General features: G+C 56.6%; 22 protein-coding genes and 3 pseudogenes. 15 read left to right on the top strand and 10 right to left on the bottom strand.

The genetic code is table 11. The features are described 5' to 3' along the window. The first annotated feature begins 23 nt into the window (after positions 1-23). A complete protein-coding gene (locus GNZ13_RS49135) occupies positions 24-1,262 on the top strand; it encodes an NAD(P)/FAD-dependent oxidoreductase (RefSeq protein ID WP_172178639.1) in 1,239 nt (412 codons plus the stop codon). Between the two features lie 270 nt (positions 1,263-1,532). Further along, entirely contained in the window at positions 1,533-2,063 is a 531-nt protein-coding gene (locus tag GNZ13_RS54545; RefSeq protein WP_172178667.1) for a LysR family substrate-binding domain-containing protein, read from the top strand. Positions 2,064-2,312: 249 nt separating this feature from the next. On the opposite strand, the gene GNZ13_RS49125 is transcribed toward GNZ13_RS54545, so the two are convergent. The 3 genes from GNZ13_RS49125 to GNZ13_RS49115 form a co-directional block, all read right to left on the bottom strand. After that, entirely contained in the window at positions 2,313-2,690 is a 378-nt protein-coding gene (locus GNZ13_RS49125; protein WP_172178637.1) for a limonene-1,2-epoxide hydrolase family protein, read from the bottom strand. Positions 2,691-2,758: 68 nt separating this feature from the next. Then, complete coding sequence (locus tag GNZ13_RS49120; protein WP_172178635.1) at positions 2,759-3,526, bottom strand: SDR family NAD(P)-dependent oxidoreductase; 768 nt, start codon at positions 3,524-3,526, stop codon at positions 2,759-2,761. Between the two features lie 116 nt (positions 3,527-3,642). Next, entirely contained in the window at positions 3,643-4,176 is a 534-nt protein-coding gene (locus GNZ13_RS49115; RefSeq protein ID WP_236002536.1) for a 2Fe-2S iron-sulfur cluster-binding protein, read from the bottom strand. A 608-nt stretch (positions 4,177-4,784) separates the two neighbouring features. On the opposite strand from GNZ13_RS49115, the gene GNZ13_RS49110 reads away from it, so the two are divergent. Both GNZ13_RS49110 and GNZ13_RS49105 read left to right on the top strand, forming a co-directional pair. Continuing rightward, on the top strand, positions 4,785-6,068 hold the full coding sequence (locus tag GNZ13_RS49110; RefSeq protein WP_172178633.1) for a cytochrome P450: 1,284 nt from the start codon (positions 4,785-4,787) through the stop codon (positions 6,066-6,068). A gap of 375 nt (positions 6,069-6,443) precedes the next feature. After that, entirely contained in the window at positions 6,444-7,487 is a 1,044-nt protein-coding gene (locus tag GNZ13_RS49105; protein WP_172178631.1) for a porin, read from the top strand. A 51-nt stretch (positions 7,488-7,538) separates the two neighbouring features. Here GNZ13_RS49105 and GNZ13_RS49100 read toward each other — a convergent pair. Next, positions 7,539-8,574 (bottom strand): annotated as a pseudogene (locus GNZ13_RS49100) (IS630 family transposase). A gap of 191 nt (positions 8,575-8,765) precedes the next feature. On the opposite strand from GNZ13_RS49100, the gene GNZ13_RS49095 reads away from it, so the two are divergent. From GNZ13_RS49095 to GNZ13_RS49055, 9 genes and pseudogenes are all read left to right on the top strand, one after another. Continuing rightward, positions 8,766-9,191: a hypothetical protein gene (locus GNZ13_RS49095; protein WP_172178627.1), complete on the top strand. Its 426-nt coding sequence runs from the start codon at positions 8,766-8,768 to the stop codon at positions 9,189-9,191. Positions 9,192-9,686: 495 nt separating this feature from the next. After that, positions 9,687-9,962, top strand: a complete 276-nt coding sequence (locus tag GNZ13_RS49090) for a DUF4148 domain-containing protein (protein ID WP_172178625.1) — start codon at positions 9,687-9,689, stop codon at positions 9,960-9,962. Positions 9,963-10,955: 993 nt separating this feature from the next. Next, positions 10,956-11,888, top strand: a complete 933-nt coding sequence (locus GNZ13_RS49085) for a LysR family transcriptional regulator (protein WP_172178623.1) — start codon at positions 10,956-10,958, stop codon at positions 11,886-11,888. A 221-nt stretch (positions 11,889-12,109) separates the two neighbouring features. Further along, a complete protein-coding gene (locus GNZ13_RS49080; RefSeq protein WP_172178621.1) occupies positions 12,110-13,795 on the top strand; it encodes a GMC family oxidoreductase in 1,686 nt (561 codons plus the stop codon). Further along, positions 13,792-14,652 carry a sugar phosphate isomerase/epimerase family protein gene (locus GNZ13_RS49075; RefSeq protein WP_172178619.1) on the top strand — a complete coding sequence of 287 codons (861 nt, stop codon included), beginning with the start codon at positions 13,792-13,794 and terminating at the stop codon, positions 14,650-14,652. Before GNZ13_RS49080 ends, GNZ13_RS49075 begins: the two co-directional genes overlap by 4 nt. Positions 14,653-14,840: 188 nt before the next feature. After that, positions 14,841-15,623: a cupin domain-containing protein gene (locus tag GNZ13_RS49070; protein WP_328807420.1), complete on the top strand. Its 783-nt coding sequence runs from the start codon at positions 14,841-14,843 to the stop codon at positions 15,621-15,623. Positions 15,624-15,708: 85 nt separating this feature from the next. Continuing rightward, positions 15,709-16,401, top strand: a complete 693-nt coding sequence (locus tag GNZ13_RS49065; protein ID WP_172178617.1) for a fumarylacetoacetate hydrolase family protein — start codon at positions 15,709-15,711, stop codon at positions 16,399-16,401. Continuing rightward, positions 16,398-17,035 (top strand): annotated as a pseudogene (gene maiA, locus GNZ13_RS49060) (maleylacetoacetate isomerase). Before GNZ13_RS49065 ends, maiA begins: the two are co-directional and overlap by 4 nt. A gap of 384 nt (positions 17,036-17,419) precedes the next feature. Beyond that, a complete protein-coding gene (locus GNZ13_RS49055; RefSeq protein WP_172178615.1) occupies positions 17,420-19,228 on the top strand; it encodes a thiamine pyrophosphate-binding protein in 1,809 nt (602 codons plus the stop codon). A 405-nt stretch (positions 19,229-19,633) separates the two neighbouring features. On the opposite strand, the gene GNZ13_RS49050 is transcribed toward GNZ13_RS49055, so the two are convergent. Together GNZ13_RS49050 and GNZ13_RS49045 are read right to left on the bottom strand one after the other, a co-directional pair. Beyond that, positions 19,634-20,257, bottom strand: coding sequence for a hypothetical protein (locus GNZ13_RS49050; RefSeq protein WP_172178613.1), 624 nt, complete (start codon positions 20,255-20,257; stop codon positions 19,634-19,636). 122 nt (positions 20,258-20,379) lie between these two features. Beyond that, complete coding sequence (locus GNZ13_RS49045) at positions 20,380-21,246, bottom strand: hypothetical protein (protein WP_172178611.1); 867 nt, start codon at positions 21,244-21,246, stop codon at positions 20,380-20,382. Positions 21,247-21,554: 308 nt separating this feature from the next. On the opposite strand from GNZ13_RS49045, the pseudogene GNZ13_RS49040 reads away from it, so the two are divergent. After that, a pseudogene (locus GNZ13_RS49040) lies at positions 21,555-21,693 on the top strand (transposase domain-containing protein); the annotation flags it as partial. 175 nt (positions 21,694-21,868) lie between these two features. Here the strand turns inward: GNZ13_RS49040 and GNZ13_RS49035 are convergent. From GNZ13_RS49035 to GNZ13_RS49025, 3 genes are all read right to left on the bottom strand, one after another. Continuing rightward, positions 21,869-23,050: a branched-chain amino acid ABC transporter substrate-binding protein gene (locus tag GNZ13_RS49035; protein ID WP_407945717.1), complete on the bottom strand. Its 1,182-nt coding sequence runs from the start codon at positions 23,048-23,050 to the stop codon at positions 21,869-21,871. A gap of 260 nt (positions 23,051-23,310) precedes the next feature. Further along, positions 23,311-23,661, bottom strand: coding sequence for a hypothetical protein (locus GNZ13_RS49030; RefSeq protein WP_172178609.1), 351 nt, complete (start codon positions 23,659-23,661; stop codon positions 23,311-23,313). 17 nt (positions 23,662-23,678) lie between these two features. Continuing rightward, positions 23,679-24,467: a gamma-glutamyl-gamma-aminobutyrate hydrolase family protein gene (locus GNZ13_RS49025; protein ID WP_172178607.1), complete on the bottom strand. Its 789-nt coding sequence runs from the start codon at positions 24,465-24,467 to the stop codon at positions 23,679-23,681. Between the two features lie 45 nt (positions 24,468-24,512). Here GNZ13_RS49025 and GNZ13_RS49020 point away from each other — a divergent pair, with 45 nt between their 5' ends. After that, entirely contained in the window at positions 24,513-25,244 is a 732-nt protein-coding gene (locus GNZ13_RS49020; RefSeq protein WP_172178605.1) for a FadR/GntR family transcriptional regulator, read from the top strand. A gap of 243 nt (positions 25,245-25,487) precedes the next feature. Here the strand turns inward: GNZ13_RS49020 and eat are convergent, their stop codons facing one another. After that, the gene (gene eat, locus GNZ13_RS49015; RefSeq protein WP_172178603.1) at positions 25,488-26,906 is read right to left on the bottom strand and encodes an ethanolamine permease; all 1,419 of its coding nucleotides are present in this window, start codon (positions 26,904-26,906) and stop codon (positions 25,488-25,490) included. Positions 26,907-26,967 lie beyond the last annotated feature (61 nt).

The raw sequence follows: 26,967 nt of genomic DNA, 5'->3' as shown, positions 1-26,967 counted from the left end.
AATAAACTTCAGCGGAGACAGTGATGTCGCACTATGACGTACTTATCGTGGGAACCGGTCACGGCGGTTCCCACGCAGCCATGGCCCTGCGGCAGCGCGGCTTTACCGGAACCATCGCGATGGTAGGAGACGAGGTCACCTATCCGTATGAGCGCCCCCCTCTTTCCAAAGACTACCTTGCGGGCGAGAAACCGTTTGAACGCATTCTGATCAGGCCGGACACGTTCTGGGCAGACCGCGATATCGACCTGCTCACCGGAAGCGCAGTAGTTTCGATTGACCCAGTGCTCCACACTGCAACCACCGCAGTCGGCAAAACGCTGCACTATCAAAGGTTGATCTGGGCCGCAGGAGGCCATGCACATCGCCTCAACTGTCCGGGGCATGACGTTGCAGGGATCCATTCGATACGTTCCTGCGAAGACGTGACCCGGATACTGCAGGATCTGGCTCGCACCGAGCGCGTCGCCGTCGTGGGTGGAGGGTACATCGGACTAGAAGCCGCTGCGACATTTCGAAAGTTAGGTAAGAAGGTAACACTATTCGAAACACTCGATCGTGTACTGGCACGGGTTACGGGCGAGACCATTTCCCGTTTCTTCGAGCAGGAACATCGTACGCACGGCGTCGACCTGCGGTTGAGAACGTCCGTCCAGGAGATCCAGGCCACGGACGGAAAAGTCAGCGGCGTTCGCATCGATACAGGTGAAACAATAGCAACCGAAATGGTGATTGTCGGAATTGGCATCCGTCCTTCGATCAATCCTTTACGAAGTGCCGGCGCTCACGTCGCAAACGGTGTCGTTGTCGACGAATATGGACGCACGTCATTGCCGGATATCTTTGCGCTCGGCGATTGCGCCTTGCATCCGAATCGCTTCGCCGATGGACTAGTCATTCGCTTAGAATCCGTCCAGAACGCTAACGACATGGCATCCACCATCGCCAAATTCATCACCGGCGAATCGGAGCCCTACAATGCCGTTCCGTGGTTCTGGTCCAATCAGTATGACTTGCGCCTGCAAACAGTCGGACTTTCGGGTGGTCACGATCTGGCGATCGTTCGCGGCAGTCCAGAGACGCGAAGCTTCTCGGTGGTTTACCTCAAGGATCACAAGGTAATCGCGCTCGACTGCGTCAATGCAGTCAAAGACTATGTTCAGGGACGTGTGCTAGTAGAGAGCCACATGGTCGTCGATCCCGCGCGGCTCGCCGATCCATCAATTCCGCTGAAGGAGTCGCATAGGAACAATCCGGAATAGCTTGTGTAGCAAGGCCGTGAGGTCGAAATGGCGTTGTGGGATTCGCAAGACGCGGGCAGTTCAACCTGAAGCATCCGTTGGTTCGCATGGCCGATCTGATTGACTGGGATCGGCTTGGCGCGGAGATGAGAAAGAGCTTTGTGTCGAACAGAAGATCGCCGTCGTCGATCGCGGCTACAAGGGCATCGCCATTGAGGGCGTGAAGATCTATCACGCGGGTTTGAGACGCGGCATCACGCGAGGCTTGCGCGCGATGATCCGGCGGAGCAAATTGGGGCGCTTCTCGACCGGCGGATCGACATCGGACTCGTTCCGGGGTCACTCCAACTCGAAGGTATGGAGAGTGAAATGTTTGTCTCATCCCCGCTTGCCCCCGTCTTCCCACGCGGACACCGTCTAGCGGCTCGACGTTCAATAAGACTCGAAGACCTTACAAGCGAAGCGTTTGTCCTGTTTCCAACCTCCCTTCAATCCCACCTGCTCGAGATCGTTACCGCGACGTGCGCTGACGCCGGCTTTGCCCCAAATGTAGTGCAAGAAGCACACCATCTCCATACCGTGCTTGCGCTGGTCGACGCTGGAGTTGGCCTCAACCTCGCTCAACCTTGGGTGGCTCGCGCAGATGCCATGGATATCTCTTTTTTTGCCAGTGGAAAACCCTTCCCCAACCGACGATCTGATTTTTGTCAGGCGCTGCGACAGTACGAACAATGCCCTAAATCGCCTGTGGACTGTCGTAACGGGAAAACAGCACGTTCAGACACGTGTCCTTGTCGACAGTTGAGTCAGCCGCCGCATTGAACTGCGTGGGCATTCTGGACAGAATCGAAGGCGAAGTCTCTGGCTTCGAATGAAGGTCGAAAAGCGCGCAACTGTGCGCGATTTTAACAGCCGTCCAGTTGATTCGGTGCCGTGATTCCGACGTTGATGACAGGCGCCATCGCGATACGGTGATGGGTATGGCGTGGAGACCACCGAGGGATGGGGGACCACTCGCTACAATCCGTCTACAAGAAATCACGTCAGGAGTGGCAATGGGTTCACAGCCATTCAGAGTGCGGCGAGTTGACGTTCGAAGGTGGGCAAATCGAAGTAATCCCGCCACTCGGTAATGAGGCCGTCCCGCACACGAAAAGATCCCATCAAGGGTACGGAGATCGTCTTTCCTTCCGGTGTGTTGAACGAATCGATTCGCTCCGTGAGCACATACTCTCCATTCTCCGCGATACTTACGATCCTCCAGTCTGCCTTCATTTTCGAACCAACCCCAAAGGCATCGGCAAACTCGCGTGCAGCAGTTCGCCCCACGATCGGCTCCATTGGAATGTTGTGGTAGAAAATGTCCTCATCCATGAATTCATGGACACGATCCATATCGTTGTCATTCCACGCAGCGATAAAATCGAGGATAGTTTGCATTGGGGTCATAGTTTGACTCAGAACTGAAATAATTACGGATCAGGGAACACATCTGTTTCATCCGATCCAGGCACACCTTACCACGAGGTCATCCCACCATCAATGACGAAATCCGACCCAGTAACCCATGAAGCCTCGTCCGAAGCCAGATAGACGGCGGCCCATGCAATATCTTCAGGTTGCCCCAGCCGATCCAGCATGATCTTATCTTCGATAACTTTTCGGAATCCCGGATTTTGCTTGAATGCTGCGCGTGTCGCATCGCTCACAATAAGTCCCGGCGATATCGAATTGGCCCGGATCTGGTTAGGTGCTCCCTCCATTGCGAGTTGCTTGGTCATCGCCCTGATACCGCCTTTGCCCGCGGCATGAGCAACGGCCGGTAATGTTTTGGTCGCCTGATGGGCAGCGACCGACGCAAAGTTGATGATTGCCCCCTGGCCACGTTTCAGCAAGTGTGGCCATGCTGCCTGGCAGGGAAGGAACACAATGTCGAGTTCCCCCGCGATCGTCTTGCGCCACTGTGCAAGTGTCATCTCGTTGATCCATGCGAACTCGACGACTGCAGCGGCATTCACCAGCACATCCAGGCCGCCGTAGCGCCTCGCTGTTTCCTCCATCAACTCCCGACAATCATCTTCATCCAGCAAATTCACCGGCGCCTGGACGTTGATCTCAAATCCACCCTGCCTGGCTTTAGCTGCCACCGCTTGCGCTCCGGCAACGTTCAGATCAATGCCTACGACCTGTGCCCCTTCTGACGCAAAGGCCAGCGCGATACCGCCCCCGATTCCACTCGCTATCCCTGTGACAACAGCAACTTTTCCTTTTAGACGGTCTGACATGGTTCCTTCATCTCTAGTGTCTGCTTACACGATAGTACGACTCGCAGGCGAGGCGTTTGCCCGACCCGCGCCGTACCACCTTATACCGAGCTGGGTCTTTTGCGTTGGACCTAGACCTAGTCCTGTGCGATTGTCACCTTTAGTCCTTCCAACTCGTCACGAAACAGAAGCTGGCACGACAGACGTGAGTTGGCTTTCCGGTTACTCGCCGCATCCAGCAAATCGTTCTCATCGTCGGACATTCGACCGAGTCGGCCCTCGAACTCCGGATCGATATATACATGACAGGTTGCACACGAACAGGAGCCACCACACAGCGCAAGAAGTTCGTCAATGCCCGCATCACGAATGATTTCCATCACTGAAAGGCCAGGCCGGGCTTCCAGTCGATGTGTGAGGCCTTCTCGCGTTGTCAAGACCAGCGACGCGACCGTCTGCACGTCGGCAAGTACGCTTTCAGCGTGCGGCTGGTTTTCGATAGGATTTATGTTTGACATCTGCTTGGTCTTCCTGCGTAAAACGCTGAGTTGAAACGGTAGTGAAATCGAAAACATCCGCGTCGAACAACCGGGCAGCGTGCTTACCACATACTTGACAACCGGCCGCCGCTTTTCGATAAAGGCTGAAGCGCCGTCGAACTGGACGCCCAAGTTTGCGCAGATGTGCTCGGTTACCAATACTACGCGCTGACTTTCGATCGAGTCTAGTAACCTCTTCTAATCCTCCAATCACAATTTGTGATCGAAGGCTAGGCGCCTCCGCCAGCGCGCAGTTTTTGTATTCACGCGGGGGCGCACACTTTTACACGCCGGATCTTATGCCGCAGTCCGAGATGCGTCACCTCAGATCTATCTTACTGTCCGATGCATTGCACCAAAAATGTCTATATGGCGACAGCGCGGCGCCATCGTCGATAACCGGTCGCCATTGAAGCATCTGTGTGGAAGACGAGATCACCCGCACTGATAACCCGATCACAACAACTTAGTCGACTTTATCTTTTTCATCACCGATGCTGAACACCCAGAGGTAAATGTGTGACCTTGTTGTGGCAGGCAATGCAGCGCACTGCATTGCCGCGTTGCAGCGCGATTGTGACGCCGACCAGGAATAATCTCGTGTGTGCAGCATGATCAGGTGCCAGGCAAAGTTTCGCTATCAACATAAATAGATAGATCGGACGAGAGCCTCTTGAACGGTTTATACCTGCTCGCCCACGACAAGCGGCTCTCAAGCCGATACAACCATGGAGATGATCATGAACAGCAGCGTGCAGAAAAATAGTGAAGCGGGGAAGTGTCCGTTCCACTCCACTTTCGACCCCCTTGAGCCAGCCCAGATCGCTGACCCTTTTCCAATTCTGGCGAAGATGCGGGAAGAGTCGCCGGTTTTCTACATGGAAAAGTACGATCTGTGGGTCGTCACACGCCGTGAAGATGTGCTAGCCGTGTACAAGGACATGGTTAGCTTCTCGAACGGCAACGCGCACAAGCCACTGTCGCCCAAAAGTCAAGCCGTAATCGACCGGGTCGGTGCGGACTGGCCGCTGCCCGTCGACGGTAGCCTCAACGCGATGGACCCGCCTGAGCATCTGCCCGTCAAGCGCCTTGTGATGAGTGTGTTCCACAAGGCACTACCAGGGATGGACGAGTGGCTGGACCAGAAACTCAACGGCCTGATTGACCGTTTCGTTCACCAGGGCGAAGTGGACCTGGTACCAGCTTTCTTCTGGCCGACTACCGTGGGCACAGTGGCGCACCTCATTGGAGCCGCCGACTCTGAAACCGAGCGCTTTAACGAATGGGCAGAAAACTGGTTCGAGCTGACCGGCTCCACTCTGCTGACGCCGGAACGTGCAGAGGCATGCTGGATGGCTTTTATCGACTTTGAGCAATGGGCTTACGCTCTCCTCGAAGCCCGTCGACGTGCCCCCCAACATGATCTGATCTCTAAGCTGATAGAGGCGCAGCAGAGCGGGGCAGCGATCACTGACCGGCAGATCGTCACGAACATGGTAGGCATGGTCGCGGCCGGCACTGATACGACGGCCAACACGATCGCACAAATGATTTACACCCTTCTCAAACACCCAGACCAGCTTCAGCGGGTCCGTGAGAATCCGGAACTACGTCCCCAGATGATCGAGGAAGTCATTCGACTGCGCCTGCCGATCCGTGGCGTCGTGCGAACCATGACCCAAGACGTCCAAATGAGCGGGGTTACGTTGCCCAAAGGGGCAAAGGTCTATGTACATCTTGGCTCCGCAAACCACGACCCGGAAATGTTCGAGAACCCAGACACGTTTGATATCGATAGGGCCAACGCCCACAAACATGTCTCGTTCGGTGCATTCAACCGTGCCTGTGTAGGTGCACCGCTAGCGCGCCTTGAGATCGCGAAAGCCCTCGACATTATCCTCGAGCGACTTCCTGGGTTGAGCCTTGCGGACGAGAACGAGCAGTTACGCTATACCGAAAGCATGATCGTCCCCTCGCTGAAGAGCCTTCGCGTGCGCTGGGACGTACCTGTCACGAACCGATAGAAATGGTTCTATATGCGGCGCCTTTGACATCACGCATTGCATCGATCCTATCGGAACGCTGAGCAATCGCAGCTGAATTGGATACATTCAATTTTGCGCCGGACGGCCGTGCCCCTATAGCTGCCAGTTGCCAGTCGTCAAGATGGAACCATCCTGAGGAGACCTTCAACGAAGGTATATTGAAAAGACCTCCCCCTCCCTGCCGTAGGCAGGGAGGGCTTCCTCCGCCGAAAGCCGCGCGCCAACTTCGCGATGCACCAAAGTCGTTACTACGTCCACGACCGGCGCATTGCAACCGGGCAGCCTAGGTTCTCATCTGGAGGCTTTCTTATAATAATTACGTAATCCTTATCATTATAATATATGGAGACGGAATTGAAAAGATTCATCGCATTGGGATTGGTATGCATCTCCACTATTGTCTCTGCGCAAAGCAGCATGACACTCTGGGGACGTATGGACGCAGGTGTGCAGTATTTGACGAACGTTGCGGGGCAAAATGGAAAGCGCTCTAATGTCTGGAGCGCCGACAGTGGTGACGATGGCGCCAGCGCATGGGGAATGACGGGAGTTGAAGACATCGGCGACGGCTACAAGGTAAACTTCAAGTTGCTGGACTATTTTCAGGTCACTAACGGCGTGTCCTGGAGCCCCTTCTGGGAAAATGCTTACGTTGGCATGTCGGGGCCTTTCGGGTCGTTCCGGGTCGGCCAGGACGATTCAATTATTAAAGATGGCAACTATGACTTCGATCCCTTCAGCCAGCAGGACATCGGACTTGCATCCCTCGTGAGAAACGCTAACTGGCCAAATTTCAGCAACACGTTCAGCTACTATTCACCCACCTTCATGGGCTTCGATGTTGCATTTCAATCTTCATTGAGCGGTGTAGCCGGGCAATTTAATAGCGGCAGGACGACAGGCATGCAGCTCACATACCGGCTTGGAGCGTTCTCAGCGCGTACCATCTATCAAGAGGTGCGAGATGCGAACGGTCAATTCAGTGATCTCTATGCGGCACAAAAGCAGCTATTCGTAGGCACAATGTATAACGGCAGCTTGTTTACGGTGCAGGCATCCTACACTTACATGGCGGCACCCGATGCGCCTCGCGATCAACCACGTTACGCCGATTATGGTTGGTTTGGAATGACGTACCATCCGTTGGGCCCATTCACAGCGATGGCAGCCGTCTATCATATTCATCAACGCGACGGACACGGGAGCGCCACCCTTGTAGACATAGGCTCTACCTATGCCTTATCCAAGAGAACATATCTGTACGCCACGATGGGCTATTTGATAAACGGACAACACACCAATTTTAGCGCAACGGCGCAAACACCCGACTCGCCCTACAACCCACCAACAGGACACAACCAGCTGGGATTTTTCGCCGGTATCATGCACTACTTTTGAGCCAGTCGCTGATTCTTCGTGCCTTTCTGTAGCGACGTCGCGACGCATTACTCATAGGTCAGAAATATAGGAGACAGATGGATGCCTGAAAAACGACCGCACGAGCTTCGGGTTTCGTCCAATCTGTGCGAGCTATTCGTGAATCCGTGGCCCCAGCTTTTCGCCCTTTTGCAGAGGGCGTCGTGCGACGCCGGTGCGCTTGACGTGGCTCCACACCAACTCATCCGGATTCAGGTCCGGCGCGTAACCGGGCAGGAAATGCAAAGTCAATTTGCCTTGGGTGCTGGCGACGTATTCCTTGACGATGGCTTTCTTATGCGCAGGCAATCCATCGACGACCAGATGAACCGCCTTACGGCGATTGAACATCAACTTCTTGAGCAGCGTCACGAACAACTCACCGCTGAGCCCACCTTCGTATGTTGCAAACCAGAAAGCACCCTTCGAACTGACGGCAGACGCCGCGCTCATACTTTGCCGCTCGCCCGGACGCTCGACAACGGGTGTCTCACCGCACGGCGCCCAGGTCCTGCCCATGCACCGAGTCAGCCCGGAAGCCCGATTCGTCCCAGAAGAAGATGTCCGCGTTCTCCTTGCGTGCCTGTCTGGCAATGGCCGGATACGTGTCGTGCTGCCAGCGCTCGATGGCTTCCGGGTTGCGCTGGTAAGCGCGCTGCAACGGCTTTTGCGGCGTCAGGTTCAACCGCGCCAGCATCGTGCCGATCGACGCCAGGCTCAGCGTGACACCAAACTCCCGCTGCACCAGTTCCCGAACCAGGTTGCGCGTCCACAGGCCGAAGTCAAACCCATACTGCATCGGATTCTTGCCATTGATCCAACGCAGCACCTGCTGCTCCTGGGTACGCGTGAGCTTGCGTGGGCGCCCCGTGCCTTTGCTCGAACGCAGCGCGCGAACGCCACGCCCGCGACCGCGTGCCTGGGCCCGGATCTTGTATGCCCACGAGCGATGCATGCCGAACGATGTCGCAACATCATCCGGATGCTCGCCCCCGGCCATGCGTTGAACCGCAAGGATGCGCATCTCTTCAAGCGTATTGTGAGCCAGGCTCCGACCGTCCCGTTTCATGAGCGCCCCTGTCAATTACATTCGCTCAAGCATAGTTCACTTGTCCGCAAAATTCCTGACTTATGAGTAAGTGGCACCTTAAAGCCCGCTTGATTCGATGTCTAGCAGGTCACCCTCGCGTCGCGCATTTGAGCGACGCGTATATTTAGGCGCTTCTCGGTTCCAATTGACCGGCTGTTCCGAACGCGCGAATGCGCCCGCGGAATTTTGGCCGGCACCAGCCCTCAATCCACAAGCTCGCAGCACTTCATGGCAAGCAAATTCCCGCGCAGTACGAACTCTCAGCTTCGTCACCAAACCCTACTATCGAAATTGCGGTACAGCGCTCGTCGTTCGTCCGGAACACCGCTCCGATAACACCGTCCGCGGGGCGGGTCGAAATCTGCACCGGCAATCGCAATGAGGCGACCTTTGACATCGCGGAGAGCCTGCACGCGTTTTCTGCACTGTACGCGTTGGGGTTCGACTATCTCGGTAATCAGCGTAGCTCTACCAAGAAAATCGCGGCGATCTCTGAACGCTCGGTGAGCGCATCGGTAGCTCACTTTTCACCCTCCCGGACCCTCGCTAAAGCGCCCGATCAATGGGGCGATGAATCGCACGAGTACGTTAGGTAACTCACTGCTGGCATTTTCGATCAGTTCGGACACACGCTGCGCGACGTAGATAAAGCCTCGTGGCACGACGACACCATACCCTCCGCAGCGGCCCGCAGATTCGGCTGGACTGAGCGAATCGAGCTTTCATGAGGCGTTGTCGCGCCCGGCTCGACGAGAGTGCGGTCTGCTGCCCAACATTTCTTGACCGATGCGGACTGGCTGTTCGCAGCTTCGCGAATGGTCTGTACATCGCCACGACTCTAGGGTTGCCCTTCAATAACAGCTTAGCGAACTGCGGGCCGTCAATTTCACCATGTGATCGCGTGCATGGAACTTGCACGCCCAGTGATGTGACTGCCACAGCCTATCGCTTCGGCTATTGTTCCGTCGGTGCCGAATACAGTTTTCGGGAATACCGGGTTTACGCCGAATCAGACCATCCCGTAGAGTGCTGTTGTTGCAAAAATAATTCGTTAGCTGCAGCAAATCGCCCAAAAACCTCGCGCACTACTTATGAACTTCGCCCTTAAGACCGTGACAGCTATCACCGCATTTTTACCCGCGATGGCTTCGCTTGCTCAATCGAACCAGCCACTCACACGAGCCCATGTGACATCCGAACTGATCCAACTCGAAAAAGCTGGATTTCGCCCAACTGACTGGCTCCACTATCCTCAGAACATTCTGGAAGCTCAAGCACGTGTCGAACAGGCGGCTAACACTAACCATTCACCGGCTCAAACGCAGCAAGATCGTTCAGACGGCCATTCCGAAGGCAATCGCCAATAAGACTGGCAGGGAATCGCCACTCCTCGAAACGCACGAAGTCCAATCTGCCGCGCACCGTCGACGGCCTTCGGAACGGACGCAACGTGTGCCAGCACCCTGAATTTGCTTCGTGGCCGTGGTCCGCAGATGTGGCAGCGCCTGCTGAACCATGACTCACGTCCTTTATCTTGGGCTGGGCTGTCATTACCTTTTCGCCGCGTAGGCTGGCGTACTCGCAGAAAGGGGCATCGGCTCGAGCGAAGTTCCATCCGATCGCGCTCCGTTTGACGCATCTCCTGCGTTCAACCGCTCTCCTATCGAGCGTGCCGCGCCGTCGCATTTACTTCGCTTCGATCATTCCGCAAAGTACGACGATACCGATGCTCGCAAGGTAGCAACCGACATCGGCGCGCGCCATCGGAAGCATGTCGCGCCGGTTTCAGGGCAAACTTACACGCCACCGATTTCTGACCAGCGGCGCTCCCGCCCAAAGGCGGCCGGCGTGCCCCTGGCGCCGAGCGTTATCTCTCGATTTCCCGTTCGTCCCCCATTGGGGCATCAGCCAATCCCATGCACCTGTCGGCCACACCACTCGAGGCTCCGATTCGAGTCACGTGGGGATGCAGGTAGAACATCGTAAATGCAAGTATAATTATTGCAAAATATGGTCTATAAATGTATTATTGATTGATACATTTGGGGAACAGTGAGTACCGAAGTCCAGATCCAGCGTTGGCCGGCGGCGGCGCAGCGCAGCTGATTTGGCGGACCCTCGCCTCGCCAAACTGAACGCGATCAATCGACCCATGTCATGGCCACCGCTTTGCGAGCACCGCGTCCGGTTTCCGGAGCCCTCCGACGAGAGCCATCTTTGTCCAACACTGGAGAGCCTAGTCAACGTCGCACAGATTCGTTGCAGCCGGAGAAACCAACTGGTCTTTCAGTATCGATGACCGCTTCAACACAACATCGCACCTGACGCGTCGGGAGCCATGCACATTAATGGAGACAGACATGATCGATCTACGACGGGTGCGCTACTTTGTCACTGCGGCGGAATACCTACATTTTGGCCGCGCTGCCGAAAGAATGAATGTGGTTCAGCCTGCGATTAGTCAGCAAATCAAGCGGTTTGAGGAGGAACTCGGTAGCAAACTTTTCGAACGCACCGGAAATGAAGTTCGGCTGACAGAGGTGGGCCAGCAGATGTTGCCCGAGTGCCGGCGGCTCCTCGAGCAGGCCGATGAGGCAATGAGCGTCGCCAGAGCCGCCAGAACCGGAATACGCGGCCGGATAAGCTTCGCATTCGTCGACAACGCCGTTTGCTCACTACTTCCTCCGTTGATCCGGTCTTATAGGGAAAGATATCCAAATGTAGAATTAAGGTTGCAAACACTGAACCGGGAAGAACAAGTTACGGCCCTCAATGATCGCCGAATCGATATCGGTCTGTTACCGGGACCGATCATTTGCGAAGACCTGGAAAGCGACACGTTCGCCAGCGGACCATTGGTCGCGGCCTTGCCTCGAAGTCATCCGCTTGCGTCCCGGTCGTCGGTTCCTCTTGAAGCATTCCGTAACGAACCGTTTGTTCTTTTCCCTGCCAAAATTAAATCCCGCCTGCTCGAAATAATAGTCGCCGCCTGCGCCAATGCGGGGTTTACCCCTCGCGTAGTGCAGGAAGCGATACACATCCACACAATCCTTGCGCTGGTCGACGCTGGCGTTGGCATTACTCTCGTTCCGCCTTGGGTGGTGCGAGAGGGCGTTCATGACGTGAGCTTCGTGACGCTCGATACTTCCACCCCCACCTATGATCTTAAATTTGCGTGGCGTACTGATTCGTCGAACGTCGCACTTGGCGGATTGCGGGCGATTGCGCGGACGACCCGTGCGCCAGAAGCGCCACAGATAGTTCAATCACTATTCGTGATCGAGGAATTATAAGTTATTAGTAGACCTTATCGATTGACAAAACTAAAGTCGCAGAACGGTTGCCCCGTGTAAGCCGGCGTACCCAACAAAGCGCGCCGGGCTTCCTTTCAGGCAGAAAACAGCAATAAAGCACAAAGGAGACGCTTTCACATGAGTACTACGTGCCTAGATCAAAGAGTCGCTATTCTCACCGGTGGCGATCCCGTAACCCCCGGTTCCGGTGAGGCAGCAGTATGACTACTCGGGAGCTGTACGATTGTGACTATCTGGTTATTGGAGGCGGCTCCGCCGGCTGCGTCCTTGCGAGTCGTCTTTCCGAGAATCCAACCGTACGCGTAACGCTTGTCGAAGCTGGGCAGGATGTTGAGCCCGTCGCAGTCAGGGATGCTCGTTTTCGTACGTTGAACGACTCACGTTTTTTGTGGCCGAACCTCAGCGCCGAGTTCGCCGAGACTGGCATTGGGCGATTGCCATTCGGTCAGGCAAAGATTATGGGTGGGGGCTCTGCCATCAATGGCATGCACGCACAACGTGGCTTGCCTGCTGACTATGAAGAGTGGAGCAGCTTCGGCGTGCAGGGTTGGGGTTGGGCAGATGTGTTGCCATATTTCAAACGGCTTGAGACCGATTGCGATTTCGAAAATGAGCAGCACGGTAAGTCCGGACCGCTGCAACTCCAACGCGTCCCGTCACACGACTGGAGCGGGCTCACCAAAGCCGTCGCCACCGTATACGCACGACGCGGGATCAGCTATATCGCTGACTTGAACGGACAGGCAGGCGACGGCTACGGTTCCGTGCCGATCAATATAGCCGGCAAGTATCGCCTCTCCACGGCCGCGGCGTACCTCACGCCTGAAGTACGAAAGCGGGACAACTTGCGCATCGAGGCGGGAACTGCGGTCTCTCGGCTACTTCTTGAAGGAACTGAGGTTATCGGCGCCCTCATGGGCGAAGGTGATCAAGCGCGCGCGATCCTTTCTCGAGAAACCATCGTCAGCTGTGGCGCCCTGCACTCGCCTGCATTACTGTTGCGGTCGGGTATCGGCCCCTTCGAACAGTTACGCGCCGCTGGCGTCCCCGTGGCGAAAAACCTGGCTGGTGTCGGCGCGAATCTGCTAAATCATCCGATGTTGATCGTTGGCGCACATCTACGGTCGGCAGGACGTCAGCGTGCCGACGTCCTGCCACCATGCCCTAGCGTAGTCAGGTACTCGTCTGGCTTACCAGGCGTAGCTGCCACTGACGTTGTTCTTAACGTATGGGAGCGCACACCAAACAATCTCGCGCGAGATCCGCTCGGCCGGCAAGTAGCCAATCTGATGTTCATCATCAACAAGGTTTACTCTCAAGGCAGCGTGAAACTCACGCCCAACGGCACGCTTGACGTCCGCTTTAACCTCCTCCAGGACGCAAGGGACCTTATGCGCATGGTTGACGGTCTCTCCGCGTTGGCAGAACTCGTCCGAGAATCAGAAGTAGCGAGCCTGATCGACGGCGCTTTTCTACCCGCGATGACACCACTTGCGTTGCTGATGATGCAGGATAACTGGAAAGCACAGGCGCTCAGCATCGCTGGCGCTGCGGCCTTCTCAACACCCGGCATTCCTCGCAAGAAGGCGTTCGAAATGGCCGGAACTCCAATCTCGGATGTGATTAATGGCGGGAAAGAAACAATTGAACATATCGTGCGAATCTCGACGCTGCCGGGCGGCCACGTCTCAGGTACGTGCCGCATGGGTAGCCCCAACGACCCTGAAGCAGTCGTCGACTCCAATTGCCGGGTGATCGGCCTGAGCGGCCTGCGGGTAGTTGACGCATCCATTTTCCCCACGCTGATGGCAGCGGGAACCAATCTTCCGGTCATCATGGCCGCTGAGAAGGTCGTAGACGCAATCAAGCGGGAGTATCGAGCATGAGCAATCGATGGAACCTGAAATACACCTCACATCTTGGCTATCTGCATCCTGACGACCCCTTGTTTCGCGAAAGCGTGTGTAGCTCCGATCCATGGAATCACGTGGAATTCGCTGCACAAAATGGGTTCGCCGGGGTGCTCTTCCCGTGGGCCGTGGAACGGTCAACACACGATGTGTCACGGTTCAAGGCCGCACTGCAGCACTTTGGGCTGCGCTCGAGCTGCATTGTCTATGCCCCGCTCGACGCCGTGATGGTCCCGTCGTGGACAAAGCCGGACGGGTGGGCCGAGATTGAGCCACATCTCGACCGTACTATCCCACTGGCTACCGACATTGGGGCGCCCATGCTTGCGGTTCTACTCAGGCAGGACGAAGACGAGAGCAGCATGGTGCAGGAAAACTCAGCGGTGGAAAACCTGCGCCGGGCCGGAGATCGCGCCGCGGCCGCAGGACTCACGATCGGTATCGAACACATGATCGCCCTGCCCGGCATGTTCGTCACGAACACCGAGCAGGTCGTAGCGCTACTCGATCGTGTCGGACACCCTGCCGTAAAACTCATATTCGACACCGGACACGTCTTTGAAATGGGCGATGACGTCAATAATGCCTATTGCCGTGCGCTTCATCACATCGGGCTCGTCCAGCTCGCTGACATGCCCGGGCGGGTTGAACCTGGGGCCGGAACAATTGACTTCGAATCGCTACTGAAACAAATCCGGCAGAACGGCGACCCGGACCAGTTGATTGACCTCGAGCATGGTTGGGCTGAGCGTTCAGTTGCTGCCGAAAGCGCGGGGCTTTCCAAGATGAGAACACTCGATGCCACGCTGAACCTGAACAAGGACTTCTCATGACGATCCGCGACGTCTCCACCGAACATAGACGCAATGCTTTTTATGAACTAATCCGTTAGGATAACTTAGCGCCGTTATGGCAGCGTTTGCACTCCCTAGTCCCCAAATCACCGGTTACCCCTGTCGTTCCGGTTCACTGGGACTATGACGGTGTCGTTCGTCCTCACATCTTCACGGCCGGTGACATTGTGACAGCCGAAGAGGCCGAGCGACGAGTCCTCATCCTCGAAAATCCGGGGTTGCCCGGAAGCGCTTCAATTACCCAATCGCTATATGCAGGCCTCCAGCTGGTTTTGCCTGATGAAGTGGCACGTGCCCATCGCCACTCACAATCGGCCCTACGTTTTGTCATCGAGGGAAGTGGCGCATACACCGCTGTCGACGGAGAACGAGTCGCCATGAGCCCGGGTGATTTCGTACTGACACCGAGCTGGCGTTGGCATGACCATGGCAATGAAGGTGACGGGCCCATGGTCTGGCTGGACGGGCTCGACATTCCGATCGTCTCTTTCTTTGACGCCGGGTTTGCTGAACCGGGGAAAGCGATAACGCAGGCGGAGCTGCGACCGCCGGGTGACAGCGCGGCACGATACTCGAACAACCTGCTCCCAGTTGACTGGAAACCCGGTGACCGTAACTCACCGATTCTTCGTTACCCGTACGAGAGGAGCAACGAGACGCTGAGCGCGATGGCCCGTGGCGGCGATCCTGATGCCTGTCATGGATACAAGGTGCGGTTCATCAATCCCGCCACAGGTAGTACGCCGATGCCCACGATCGCAGCGTTTATCCAGCGGTTACCGGAAAGCTTCGAGACGGCTGCATACCGATCGACCGATAGCACGGTCTTCGCTGTTGTCGAAGGTCACGGTCAGACGAAGATTGGCACTCACCGGTATCGAGTGGAAGCCGCGCGACGTATTTGTCGTACCGAGCTGGCATCCGGTCGTGCACCATTGCGAAAAGGATAGCCACCCTGTTCAGCTTCTCGGACCAGGCTGTGCAGGAAACTTTGGGGCTCTGGAGAGAGGCCCGCCATCTGAACGGAGAGTTTGCATGAGGGTAGAAGTCAACGTTTTCGAATTACCCCCCACCCCGACGGTTCCTGTGGTCGGAGGCGGCAGGTATCCGGTTCGAAGGATCTACTGCGTCGGAAGAAATTACGCCGCTCACGCGCACGAGATGGGATTCGAAGTCGATCGCGAAGCACCCTTCTTCTTTCTCAAGCCGGCTGACGCAATCGTCGAAGATGGTGCGGAAATCGCCTACCCGCGCATGACCCACAACTACCATCACGAGATCGAACTGGTCGTTGCAATCGGGAAGCCGGGACGCGATGTGCCCATCGACAAGGCAGATGATCTCATTTTCGGCTACGCCGTTGGCCTGGACATGACACGACGTGACCTACAGCTTGCCGCGCGTGACAAGGGACGCCCGTGGGACACAGGGAAGGCGTTCGACGAGTCCGCGCCGTGCGGCGCCATTACACGGAAAGAGAGCGCGGGCGATATCCGCGCTGCGAACATCCGGCTTGAAGTCAACGGGGAAAAGCGGCAGGCAAGCCCCCTATCCCTGCTTATCTGGAGTATTAGCGAGATCATCCACTGGCTGTCACTGTTCTACGACCTCGAACCGGGTGACCTCATATATACAGGTACGCCCGAGGGTGTTGGCCCGGTGGCCGCAGGCGACAAGCTCGTGGGTACCGTTGAGGGTCTCGAACAGCTTACGGTATTCATCAAATGAGCAGCGCCACCCCGAAAACCACGCTGCACGGCTACTTTCGCTCGTCAGCAGCGTATCGCGTGCGAATCGCCCTAAACCTCAAAGGCATCGCATACGATAGCCGCACCTATCACCTTCGAAAAGGGGATCAAAGGACCGAACGCTATCTCGCTGTGAACCCTCAGGGACTGGTGCCAACCTTCAGACAGACGGTGCGTTGCTCACGCAATCCCTGGCAATCGTTGAATATCTTGAAGAAGCGTGCCCGACTCCGCCGCTGCTGCCGTCAAGCTCGCTGGATCGGGCACGCGTGCGTGCCATGGCCCAGATTATTGCTTGCGACATCCACCCCATCGACAATCTTCGTGTTCTGGCCTACCTACGTGACAGGCTAGCCCAGCCCGAGCCGGTTGTCCGGGACTGGTACGCTCATTGGGTACAGGAAGGTCTTTCTTCACTGGAAATCCTGCTCTCGAACGACCCTCATACGGGCGAGTACTGCCATGGAGACACGCCCGGGCTCGCGGTGTTTAACGCACGGAATTTTGCGGTCGACCTCTCGGCCTTTCCCACGGCTGTGCGCATCGCTGATGCAGCGGCAAAGTTGCCTGCCTTCGAAGCGGCACATCCAATGAATCAACCGGACGCCGAGTGATCTACCGGCGACAGCGAGCTATAAAGGACCGCTTGATTCCGTGAGTATCCGCACAACCGGCATGCATAGAGCAGGCGTCATCACAGGATGACCAGACTGATCGTCGGGGAGGAAGTTGTGGTTCCCTCAGGTCTCGTCTCCGTCGAATCCTTGTACATACGAGCTCCACTCGTGCCGGTCGTGCGGGACGCGATTCGCGTGCAGCTAGTGCGCAATCTGTCGCGCAATCAAACTCGGCGTATCACTAATTCTTATCGAAAGATCAGATTGAATTAATGGACATGATCAAGGGTGGATGCTTTGATTATGAATATCGCACAGGTGCGCGACTACCTGTAAGCGCCTGAGGCAGCGCCCTCACCCCCAACCATATTGGAGAGACATATGTCTGAAACGTTGGACGCAAAAGCGTCGACGACCGAAGTTGTCCCGGCAAGCAGCGCCACGGTTTCCCGTACGGGTGCAGCAGCAATTGTCGAAGCCATGCACGCAGCAAATATCGAGGTCGTTTTTGGCTACAGCGGCGGCGGAACCGGTAATCTGATCCACGAAATCGCCACCACGGGCATGCGTAACATGAATGCCCGCACTGAGATTGCTGGCGCGTGGATGTCGTACGGCTATAACCGCATCAAGGGCCGTGCAGCGTCGGCATGCCTGTTCCATTGCGTTGGCATTCTCCACGCAAGTCCCGTTGCACTCGCCGCCAAGACAGACAGCACACCGCTGGTTCTGACCTATGTCAGCCTGGATAGCGCGCTCGACCTGCGTGAAGGGTTGCAGGACTCGACCGAAGTCTTCGCGGCCATGAAGCCGCTCGCGAAGTACGCACGTAAGCTCGTTGTTTCCGATGACGCTCCACTGTCGATTCGTCAAGCGGTCATTTCGGCCAGCACTGGTCGCCCGGGTGCCAGCGTCCTCGATTTCGCGTTTCAGGTGCTAATCAACCAGACGAAATGCGCTGTCGAGCCGTTGACTTTGCCCGAGCCACCGGGCGCGAGCGCATCGACCATCGAAAAGATCCTTACGGCACTGCGCACGGCAAAGCGCCCTGTGATCCTCGCCGGCGCTGGCGTACAACACGCCTGCGCAGCCGCCCAGTTGCAAGCATTCGCTGAGGCGGCCAACGTACCTGTGGTTAGTACGTCGTGGGGCGGTCGTGGTCTACTCGCCGACAACCATCCACTCTTTGGCGGCGTCATCGGCTCGTTCGGATGGGTCGGTGCGAATACGATGCTGCAGGAGGCAGACCTCTGGATCGCAATTGGCACCACTTTCTCGCAGATGACGACCGGCGCCTGGAACATGAGCAAACCGGAACACGTCATTCACATCGATATCGACCCGAACCAGCTTGGCAAACTGTTCCAACCTTCTCTCGGTGTCACGGCAGACGCGAAGGTAATACTTGAGCAACTCACTGAGGCCGTGGCAACGACGAAGACCCCTGTGACAAGTGCGGATACCGCGAAGGTTCGCCGCGGGCAGGTTGCACAGGGGCAGCGTGAATGGCTCGAGTATCTTGGTGCATTGAGCGAGGATGGCGGCAGCCCAATCAACCAGTACCACCTACTGAAGAAAATGGCCGACATTCTTCCGAAGGGCACAATCGTTGTGGGCGACTCGGGTGGCCAGGCATACATGCTATATCGCGCGTTCCAGTACGCCGAATCGACGCCAATGATTGTGGGCGGCCGCTACCAGTCTCTGGGCGCGGGCCTGTCGATTGCCGCTGGTGCAAAAATGGCTGCACCAGAACGCACGGTAGTGTGTTATCACGGTGACGGTGGGTTCTACTATGACGCGATGGAACTATCGACGCTGGCGGAACAGAAGATTAAAGTAATCGTCATCATTGACAATAACCACTGCCTGTATGCGAATCGCCAAGGCATGAAGCTTTGGGGCATCCAGAATCCATGGGTCGACGTTCCTGAAACCACCGATTTTGTCGGACTGGCAAAATCGCTCGGGATCGATGGGGAGAAAGTTACCAACCCCGAGCACATCAGCTCAGCGCTTGAACGCGCAATCGCGTCGGAGGGAAGCTATATCATTGATGTCTGGACCGACCCCGAGACCCGTATCAAGCGCGCCTTCCGCGATGTCATTCCTATCCTCACGGACCGCAAGCCTGAACAGGGTGTAGAACGTCATATGTCGCCACCGCTGGAAGGCAGTTGGCCGAACTAAACGCTCTTTCCCGCCCGTCGTCACCCGTCGGGCAGGAACCTATGTTTTACTGACTATCGGACGGGTGAACAGTCCCCTTCGTAGCGACACCCGAGTACGAAAGCTACCGCTGACCAGGCTAGTGCGATGTAGTGACACAAGCACCGACTGCCTGACGTTACCGGTTGTGCTGAATCTCCGCCGGCTCGTTGCGCTCTTTGTACTATGCCCCGCCCCGTCGCCCCCACAGAGAATCCGCGGAGCCCTTGATGTCGCGAATGGCCGCCCGCATGACGTCGGGCCGCTCCGCAAAGCAGGACCACACCTCAATCAGAGATTTGCAGTAGCGTTTCCGATGCGGTAGGAAGCCCTTGCATTCGGGCAAGGAAGATGGGGGTCACGTCGCCGTGTAAATCACTGAATTGCTCATCGAATACGAAAGGGTACTGAAGTGTCGTGTGCCAATGCCGCGGAAGCCGCGGAATGCTCGAATGGTTGTCCTACCCGGTTCCCCGACGAATCCTCCAATTCGGCATTAACCATGACTGCATAGGCACCAGAGAGCCACGGCGTGCCTGGCTCCATGGACCACCGTGTTTCACCGCGCGACAGTGTGACCTGGCCAGGCACGCGTCGACCATCGGGGCCCGCAATGGCTATCAGATCCCGGGCCATCGCATCGATCGGCTTGCCCAGCATCACGGATAGCGTCGCGCGCGTGCCGGCCCGCGGCGGGTGGATTTTCCAACGGCTGGGGGAAGGTGGTGTCGAATTGCTATCTGTCACATTCCACGATGCGATCTCCTGACCTTCGAGCGTAAGCCGAACATGCTCCCCGCCAATGAGCGCGCGTCCCAAGGTGTTATGTGCGACAAGTCCCGTCTTGACCCGCCCGGGATGAAGCAAAACGGTCAGGGTGATGTCGTCGGGCGACCACAATTCCTGCTGATCGAACGGGCTATCAACAATGGTTCCGTCGTCACGAAGGAGTTGCAGGCGCGGAATCACAGGCTGTGCCGGGTGCTCTGCGAAAACGATCGACAGGCGCAACAGGTTTGCTGGTACCGACGCGCCCGACGGCCGTACAGCTACTACGGCCTGCGCCGCGGCATGACCGCTCGCTACGGCGCAAGCTATTGCCAGAGATACGGCAAGGGGTAGAAACTTCATTTTCAGTACGTCGTGTATGGGCTCGTGTAGCCCTCTTCCTGCATGAGCTGCTTCTCGACCGGTTCAATGACGTTGGTCTCAAATCCCGGCGGATACTGGTAGCCTGGGAACGCATACTCTGAAACGTAATCCGAGCTACGGAAGAAGTATGATTTGTCATACGTCACGAGCTGCATCTTGTTCCATTCAATGTTGTCGCGCAAAGCGACAACGTATTGGTCGTTCAGGTTATCGATTCGCTTGACCCCGGATAAGGGCAAGGCCTCTGGTTGAATGCCCTGTATCTGCCCGAACGGAACCCGCTGAGTCAGGCCCGGTCCCGAATTTGCATCCGCGACTGTACTGACCGGCATCAAGTCTGCGCTGCGCTCGTAGTTGGTCAGGAGAATATTCATCGTTGTGCCGCTCTGTCCTGTACTGTTGAAAGAGATCATGTCTGACGGCGTATTTCCGAAGCCCAATTCAGCGATCGTTTTACCACGCACGTGGGCGCCATCGACCAGCGCATCGAGCGGAATCGTCACGAGCGGCGTGCACATGTATGCAGCGACGAGATAGGACGTGCCATTGAGATTGGCAAATGTCATCGTGCGAATCGGGGCACGTGTTTCGATCTGGTTGTGGGTAGTATGATAGATCTCGATCGATGTCAGGCTTGAATTCCCATCGAATGGGTAGCGCACCCGCCACAATGAGGACGCGAAACTCTGGTTTGAGAGTCCAGCAACGAACAACTCATTTCCGTTCCATTGACGACCTAAACAAGGACGGCCCTCCCGTAGCGGGTTCTGGTGCAAATCGGGCGCGAGAGCGAGGAACGGCAGGTTTGCCGTTACATCATCGTGCTGATAGGACGACGTTTCAAACAACAGGCGCGGTGGTATCGTTGGTGGCGTGCTGGTGAAAGCCGCGCCAGCCGCGACCTTCGTAGTGACCCAGTCCGGACGCCTGCATCAGGTCCTGATAATCGCGCTCGATACGCTAAAGTCAAGCCTTTGAGCGGTAAATCATTGAGCCGTTACCGTGCGGGCGATAAACTATCTGAGTTCCTAACCGCACTGTGAAAAGTCCGACATACCGGATGCGACACGATGTGTGATTGGCGGAAAGGTCGCTTTTGCGCTGCCCATATCGCCATCAACGCCAGCCACTCGGCATAGCACGGAATACAGCATGAACAGCCAAACTGAATGGCCTTGATCCCGAGGCCTACCTGCGCCACGTCATCGCTTGCATCGCGGATGCATCTCGTCAATCGCGTCAACGAACTGCTGCCATGGATCGTTACCGATCAGCTTCACGTCGACGCCACCTGAACTCGACATGCTGCCTCCAACAGTTCGGTATCAACACGCTTGTCCAGAACGGCCGTGGCGGGACCTTACCGACATCCTCTCAGACCTGATTTTTCTGAATAGCCTCGGGCCATGTGACTTAGATTCCCGCTGGCCATTGTCCAGACCAGGGAAATCGGACCAGCGTGATTTAAGCTCACATTTTCACTGCGTCGATGAGCACCTTCTTTCCGGAGCGGTACGTATATACCGAAATAGCACCGTGCTTAAGATCCCCATGCTCGTCAAATTGTGTCTCGCCGATGACGCCGTGATAGTCGGTCAAAGGCATCGCACTAACAATCTTGGCCCGATCGGTCGAGTTCGCGCGTTTCATCGCGTCGACGATTATATATACGGCGTCATACGAAAATGGCGCATAGATTTGAATGGGCTCATGGAATCGAGCCTCGTATTTTTTCTGGAACGCCACGCCTCCAGGCATCTTTTCGAGACCAAGACCCGGTTCGGAGCACACGACATTGTCAGCCGCCGCGGCCGCCAGACTGGCTAGTTGCGCCGTACAGGCTCCATCACCAGCGAGGATCTTGGCCTTAATACCTAATTGGCCTGCCTGCTTAGCAAATGGTCCGACTGTCGCATCCATTCCACCGTACATGATTGCGTCCGGTGTCTGCCCTTTTATCTTCGTCAAAATGGCACGAAAATCAATCGTCTTATCGCTCGTGGTGTCCCTCGAAACCACGATCACGCCCAAAGACTTCGCTTTCTTGACAAACTCGTCGGCCAATCCCTGGCCGTAGGCTGAAGCATCATCGACTACTGCAACACGCCTGACCTTTAACGCACCCGTAGCATATGCCGCCAACGCGGGCCCCTGCTGCGCGTCTGTTGCCACCACCCGGTACGTAGTTTTGAATCCTTGTAGGGTGTATTGAGGATTCGTGGCTGATGGCGAGAGCTGCACGATGCCAGCATCGCTGTAGATCTTTGACGCAGGGATGGACGTCCCCGAGGTTCCATGCCCGATCACCGCGGCGACTTGGTCGTCGACGAGCTTTTGCGCCACCTGCGTCGCAGTGCGAGGATCATTTGCGTCGTCCTGCGAGTCGAGCACTAGCGTCACTTTACTGCCGCCGAGGACCAGTCCTTCGGAATTTATTTCGTCCACTGCGAGGCGCGCGCCGTTCTCTGAATCTTTGCCGGCATAAGCGCTCCCACCCGTTAGCGGCGCAACGAACCCAATACGCACGACCTGATCCGCAAAGACGCTCGTGATATGCGCCGACAAGATCGCCGCTGTCACAGCAACGAACAAGGTATTCAGTTTCAACGCTTTCATGATTTCTCCGATTTCAAAAATAACGAGGTCGGCCATCGCTGCTCACGCCGACAGGTTCAAGCTTCAACGGATCGGGAAGACTCCCTGTCATATGTCCACCTTTCAGTTAAGTGGACATATGCTGGGCTTTGCCGCCTCAAGAAGCCATGTGCCCTGCCTCGGCGATTCTTCTGAGAAATTCTCTCACTTCATCTTATTTTGGATTCCAAAACATCTATCCAGACGGATCTCGCTCCAGGAGGTGCCCTCGCTCAAGAAACACAACGAGATCGGACACCTCTCTGGCAAAGTGCATTTCATGCGAAGCTAGCCGTGCCCGATATGTACTCGTCCCACGCCATGTTCCTGATTTTGGCGTGGTGCAGGCCATCCCGATACGCGATATCAGCTGTCAAACAATATTCAAAACCGCTTCCGATCGCCTCCGGAGAAGTGCCGTTCCACCAGCCAGGATTTGGTAGAACCGTTGCAACCGTCAGCGCGTCTTTTTCCAGGATTGCCAGCGACATGCTGCCTGGTTTTCCCGTCAGCTTGCAGGAACCGAAAACATAGCTGTCTGACGAGTTTGCCGGGAACGACAGGGCGAGGCCGGCACGCGTTAAAGCCGAGCAGAACGACCTACGCACGATGTTCGAGGGCATTTTCATCTGCCGTTTTCGTAAGGTTAGGCGGTTGGTGAGGGCAGCCGGCCCCGCGCATGAAGCTCGCACTGCGCAGCAAACGCCTTGAACAGCATGTCGATGTGCGTCAAATTGGCATTTGAGTCCTCCGGATGCCATTGCAGGCCTATCCCCCAGGAATCGTTGAGCTCGATACCCTCAACGATGCCATCAGGCGCTACCGCCGAGACGATCAGGCCATCACCCAGCCGATCGGCGGCCTGGTGATGGGCAGACTGAATACCGATCTCTCCTTTGCCGAAAATTCCGGCGAGCTTCGTCCCTGGCAAAATCCGTACGCCGTGCTCGGTCATTGCAGAGTTGTCTTCGGCGACGTTGTGAATTGTGCCGACACCAACGTCCTGAATCAGTGTGCCGCCAAGGGCAACGTTGAACACCTGCATCCCACGGCAAATACCAATCACGGGCACTCGTTCAGCCACGGCGCCGCGCACGAGCGAAACCTCAAATTCATCAGCACGCGGATTCGTGCCATACACGCAGTTGCTTTCGACATCCTGCCCGTACATTTGGGGATGGATATCGCAGCCACCGAGGACGATGAGGCCGTCGTATTCCTCAATGAGTTCGGCTGGCAGCGCTGTGGACGAGGCCGCGTTGACGATGACGCCGGTCACCCCCGCCTCGTCGAGGCGTTTCAGGGCGTTGTCCGCGAGGTTGCGGATGGCCGAATTCAATGTTGGAGTGGCAAAATCCGAATCGAAGGATCCCGAGACGAGGACCCGCGGCGCGTTCGCCGCACGAAAGGCATTTTTCTGTATCATGGTGAGCATCGTGCGATCAATGTTGAGGCACAAAAACTATAACATGTAGAGTTTATGACTCAAGAGCTTTCCATCTCGTCGTTTACCCCAGTGAGCGGGCAAAGTGCGCCCGAAGCAATCGTGCGTCGGCTCACGGATGCAATTACTTCAGGCGAGCTCAGGCCGGGCGACAAGCTGCCGCGAGAGGATGAACTCGCCAAGTCTCTTGGCGTCGCGCCAATGACGTTGCGCAATGCGCTTGCGTCGCTGCGTGAATTTGGGCTCGTGGTGACCACCCGAGGACGGTTTGGTGGATCATTTGTCGCAAGTGACGTGGGCGAGCGCTTGAGGGACGCGGCCCGAACCCGCTCAATGACTGCGCAGGAGTTACGCAGCCTTACGGATTGGCGTCGGGCAATTTCTGGAGAGGCTTGCTATTTGGCGGCGGAGCGAGGCGCCGCACGCGACTTCGAACTCATTCAGGAAGCAGCAGCCGAGTTCCTACAACATGCAGCCGACGTCGGAAAGCGACGGATAGCAGATGCACGCCTGCATACGTTAATAGCCGAGGCATCAAGATCTGCCGACCTGCTGCGTGAAGAGATCCAGATTCAGGAGAAGTTGAATCTCCTCATTCTTCCCCAACCAACACCGTCGCTCGCGAAGGACACGCCTTCTATGCAGCATGACACACTCATTGCTGCAATTCTCCGCAGGGACCCGGAAGGCGCCCGGAAGGAAATGCTTGTGCATGTTGAGTCGACGTACGATTGGAGCAGTAGTATGTCAAAGGCATATCGGAAGTAGAGTGCGCTTCGAATTACCGTAAAGCTGCTCTTTCGGACTTCGGTTGTGCGTCATGATCACCGACCAACGTCCAAGAGCGGTCCTCGTCGAATCACATGACCAGTCGTGGGGGCGCAGCATGCGACCACGACGGCCATCGCCGAACGCCCCGGCCGAAGCGTGTGGCACGGGATCAGCTGCCACGCGTGGAACACGTCGGCAGCGCACCGTAGCGCAGTGCTTCGCGACCCCGGGCGGGGTGATTCAATCGTTCATGCTCGTCGTCGGCACGATCATCGATTCAGACGGCGCTTCGTCACGTGCACGGCGTGTCATGCGGAATACGACGTAGCCGACCGCCACAACGCCGACAAAGAGACCCGCGAGCACCGGATAGAACCAGATCATGCTTGCCAAGGAAACGACAATGCCAAACAGTGCGAAAGCCGGCACGAACGGGTATCCGGGTGCGCGGAAGGGTCTGGCGAGGTTCGGCTCGGAGACTCGGAGCTTGAATAGCGCGAGCATGCTGATACCGTACATTGCCATCATGCCGAGCACGGAAATCACGGCGATATCGAACATGACTTCATCAGCGCCGCCCTTCGCCACCCAGCTCACCACATAGATCGTCGCAATACCAATGACACCGCCCGTCAGGATCGCCCAGTGGGGCGTCTTGAACATCGGGTTCACGTTTGCGAGGAAGCGGGGAAGATAACCGGCACGCGCCTGCGCGAAGATCTGGCGCGAATAGCCTAGGATGATGCCGTGGAACGACGCCACGAGACCACCGAGACCCAGCCACACCATCATGTGCAGCCAGCCACTATGCTCGCCCACCACGATCCTCATTGCCTCGGGCAAAGGTGCATCCTTGTTCGCGATCTGTCGCCAGTCACCGGTACCACCTGCAAAGACCATCACGCCAAAGGCAAGCACGACGAGCGTCACAATGGCACCGATGTACGCGCGCGGAATGGACCGTCGGGGATTCTTCGCCTCTTCAGCAGCCATCGCCACGCCGTCGATACAACCAAAGAACCAGACTGCGAACGGAATCGCAGCAAACATGCCGGGGATCGCGAGCGAGCTGAAATGCTCCTGGCCGCTCCATCCGTGCGCAACAAAGTTGGTGAATGCGAATCCCGGCGACACAACACCCATGAACACGAGGAGTTCGAAGATTGCGAAGGCAGTCACAACCAGCTCGAAAGCCGCCGCAATCTGAATGCCAACGATGTTAAGTAGCATGAACACCGCATAGGCACCGAGGGCTGCCGTTTTCGGATCGAGCCCCTTGAACTGGAAAGAAAGGTATCCACCAATCGCAAGCGCGATCGTCGGGGGCGTGAACACATATTGGATCAGGGTCGCGGCGCCTGCCAGATAGCCCCCCGTTTCCCCGAACGCATGGTGCGCATAAGCAAAGGGTCCCCCGGCATGCGGAATCGAAGTGGTCAGTTCCGTAAAACTGAAGATGAATGCCAAGAACATCGCCGCGATGAAGATGGTTGTCAGGAGGAACCCTAGCGTTCCGGCCTGCGCCCAGCCAAGACTCCAACCGAAGTACTCCCCAGATATGACGAGACCGACGGCAATCGACCACAAGTGCCATGTACCCAATGTCTGCTTGAGCTCATGATGGCTCACCGCTCCTTGCTGCTTGTCCTGTTTGCTCATTTTGCTGTCTCCCGACACTGCTTCAAGCTTGCTTCCTGATCCGACGTTCCCTCGGCCGGGC

It is taken from the genome of Paraburkholderia elongata (assembly GCF_013177735.1).
Classification (GTDB): Bacteria; Pseudomonadota; Gammaproteobacteria; order Burkholderiales; family Burkholderiaceae; genus Paraburkholderia; species Paraburkholderia elongata.
This window is presented reverse-complemented; position numbering and strand designations above follow the sequence as displayed.

What these genes read in the sequence shown, in the direction of transcription:
- GNZ13_RS49020 (WP_172178605.1), top strand. Translation starts at nt 24,513, where the DNA reads ATGACTCAAGAGCTTTCCATCTCGTCGTTTACCCCAGTGAGCGGGCAA.
- GNZ13_RS49135 (WP_172178639.1), top strand. Translation starts at nt 24, where the DNA reads ATGTCGCACTATGACGTACTTATCGTGGGAACCGGTCACGGCGGTTCC.
- GNZ13_RS49125 (WP_172178637.1), bottom strand. Translation starts at nt 2,690, where the DNA reads ATGACCCCAATGCAAACTATCCTCGATTTTATCGCTGCGTGGAATGAC.
- GNZ13_RS49090 (WP_172178625.1), top strand. Translation starts at nt 9,687, where the DNA reads ATGAACTTCGCCCTTAAGACCGTGACAGCTATCACCGCATTTTTACCC.
- GNZ13_RS49065 (WP_172178617.1), top strand. Translation starts at nt 15,709, where the DNA reads ATGAGGGTAGAAGTCAACGTTTTCGAATTACCCCCCACCCCGACGGTT.
- GNZ13_RS49080 (WP_172178621.1), top strand. Translation starts at nt 12,110, where the DNA reads ATGACTACTCGGGAGCTGTACGATTGTGACTATCTGGTTATTGGAGGC.
- GNZ13_RS49085 (WP_172178623.1), top strand. Translation starts at nt 10,956, where the DNA reads ATGATCGATCTACGACGGGTGCGCTACTTTGTCACTGCGGCGGAATAC.
- GNZ13_RS49110 (WP_172178633.1), top strand. Translation starts at nt 4,785, where the DNA reads ATGAACAGCAGCGTGCAGAAAAATAGTGAAGCGGGGAAGTGTCCGTTC.
- GNZ13_RS49025 (WP_172178607.1), bottom strand. Translation starts at nt 24,467, where the DNA reads ATGCTCACCATGATACAGAAAAATGCCTTTCGTGCGGCGAACGCGCCG.
- GNZ13_RS49055 (WP_172178615.1), top strand. Translation starts at nt 17,420, where the DNA reads ATGTCTGAAACGTTGGACGCAAAAGCGTCGACGACCGAAGTTGTCCCG.
- GNZ13_RS49120 (WP_172178635.1), bottom strand. Translation starts at nt 3,526, where the DNA reads ATGTCAGACCGTCTAAAAGGAAAAGTTGCTGTTGTCACAGGGATAGCG.
- GNZ13_RS49095 (WP_172178627.1), top strand. Translation starts at nt 8,766, where the DNA reads ATGCGCCCGCGGAATTTTGGCCGGCACCAGCCCTCAATCCACAAGCTC.
- eat (WP_172178603.1), bottom strand. Translation starts at nt 26,906, where the DNA reads ATGAGCAAACAGGACAAGCAGCAAGGAGCGGTGAGCCATCATGAGCTC.
- GNZ13_RS49075 (WP_172178619.1), top strand. Translation starts at nt 13,792, where the DNA reads ATGAGCAATCGATGGAACCTGAAATACACCTCACATCTTGGCTATCTG.
- GNZ13_RS49035 (WP_407945717.1), bottom strand. Translation starts at nt 23,050, where the DNA reads ATGGCCGACCTCGTTATTTTTGAAATCGGAGAAATCATGAAAGCGTTG.
- GNZ13_RS49030 (WP_172178609.1), bottom strand. Translation starts at nt 23,661, where the DNA reads ATGAAAATGCCCTCGAACATCGTGCGTAGGTCGTTCTGCTCGGCTTTA.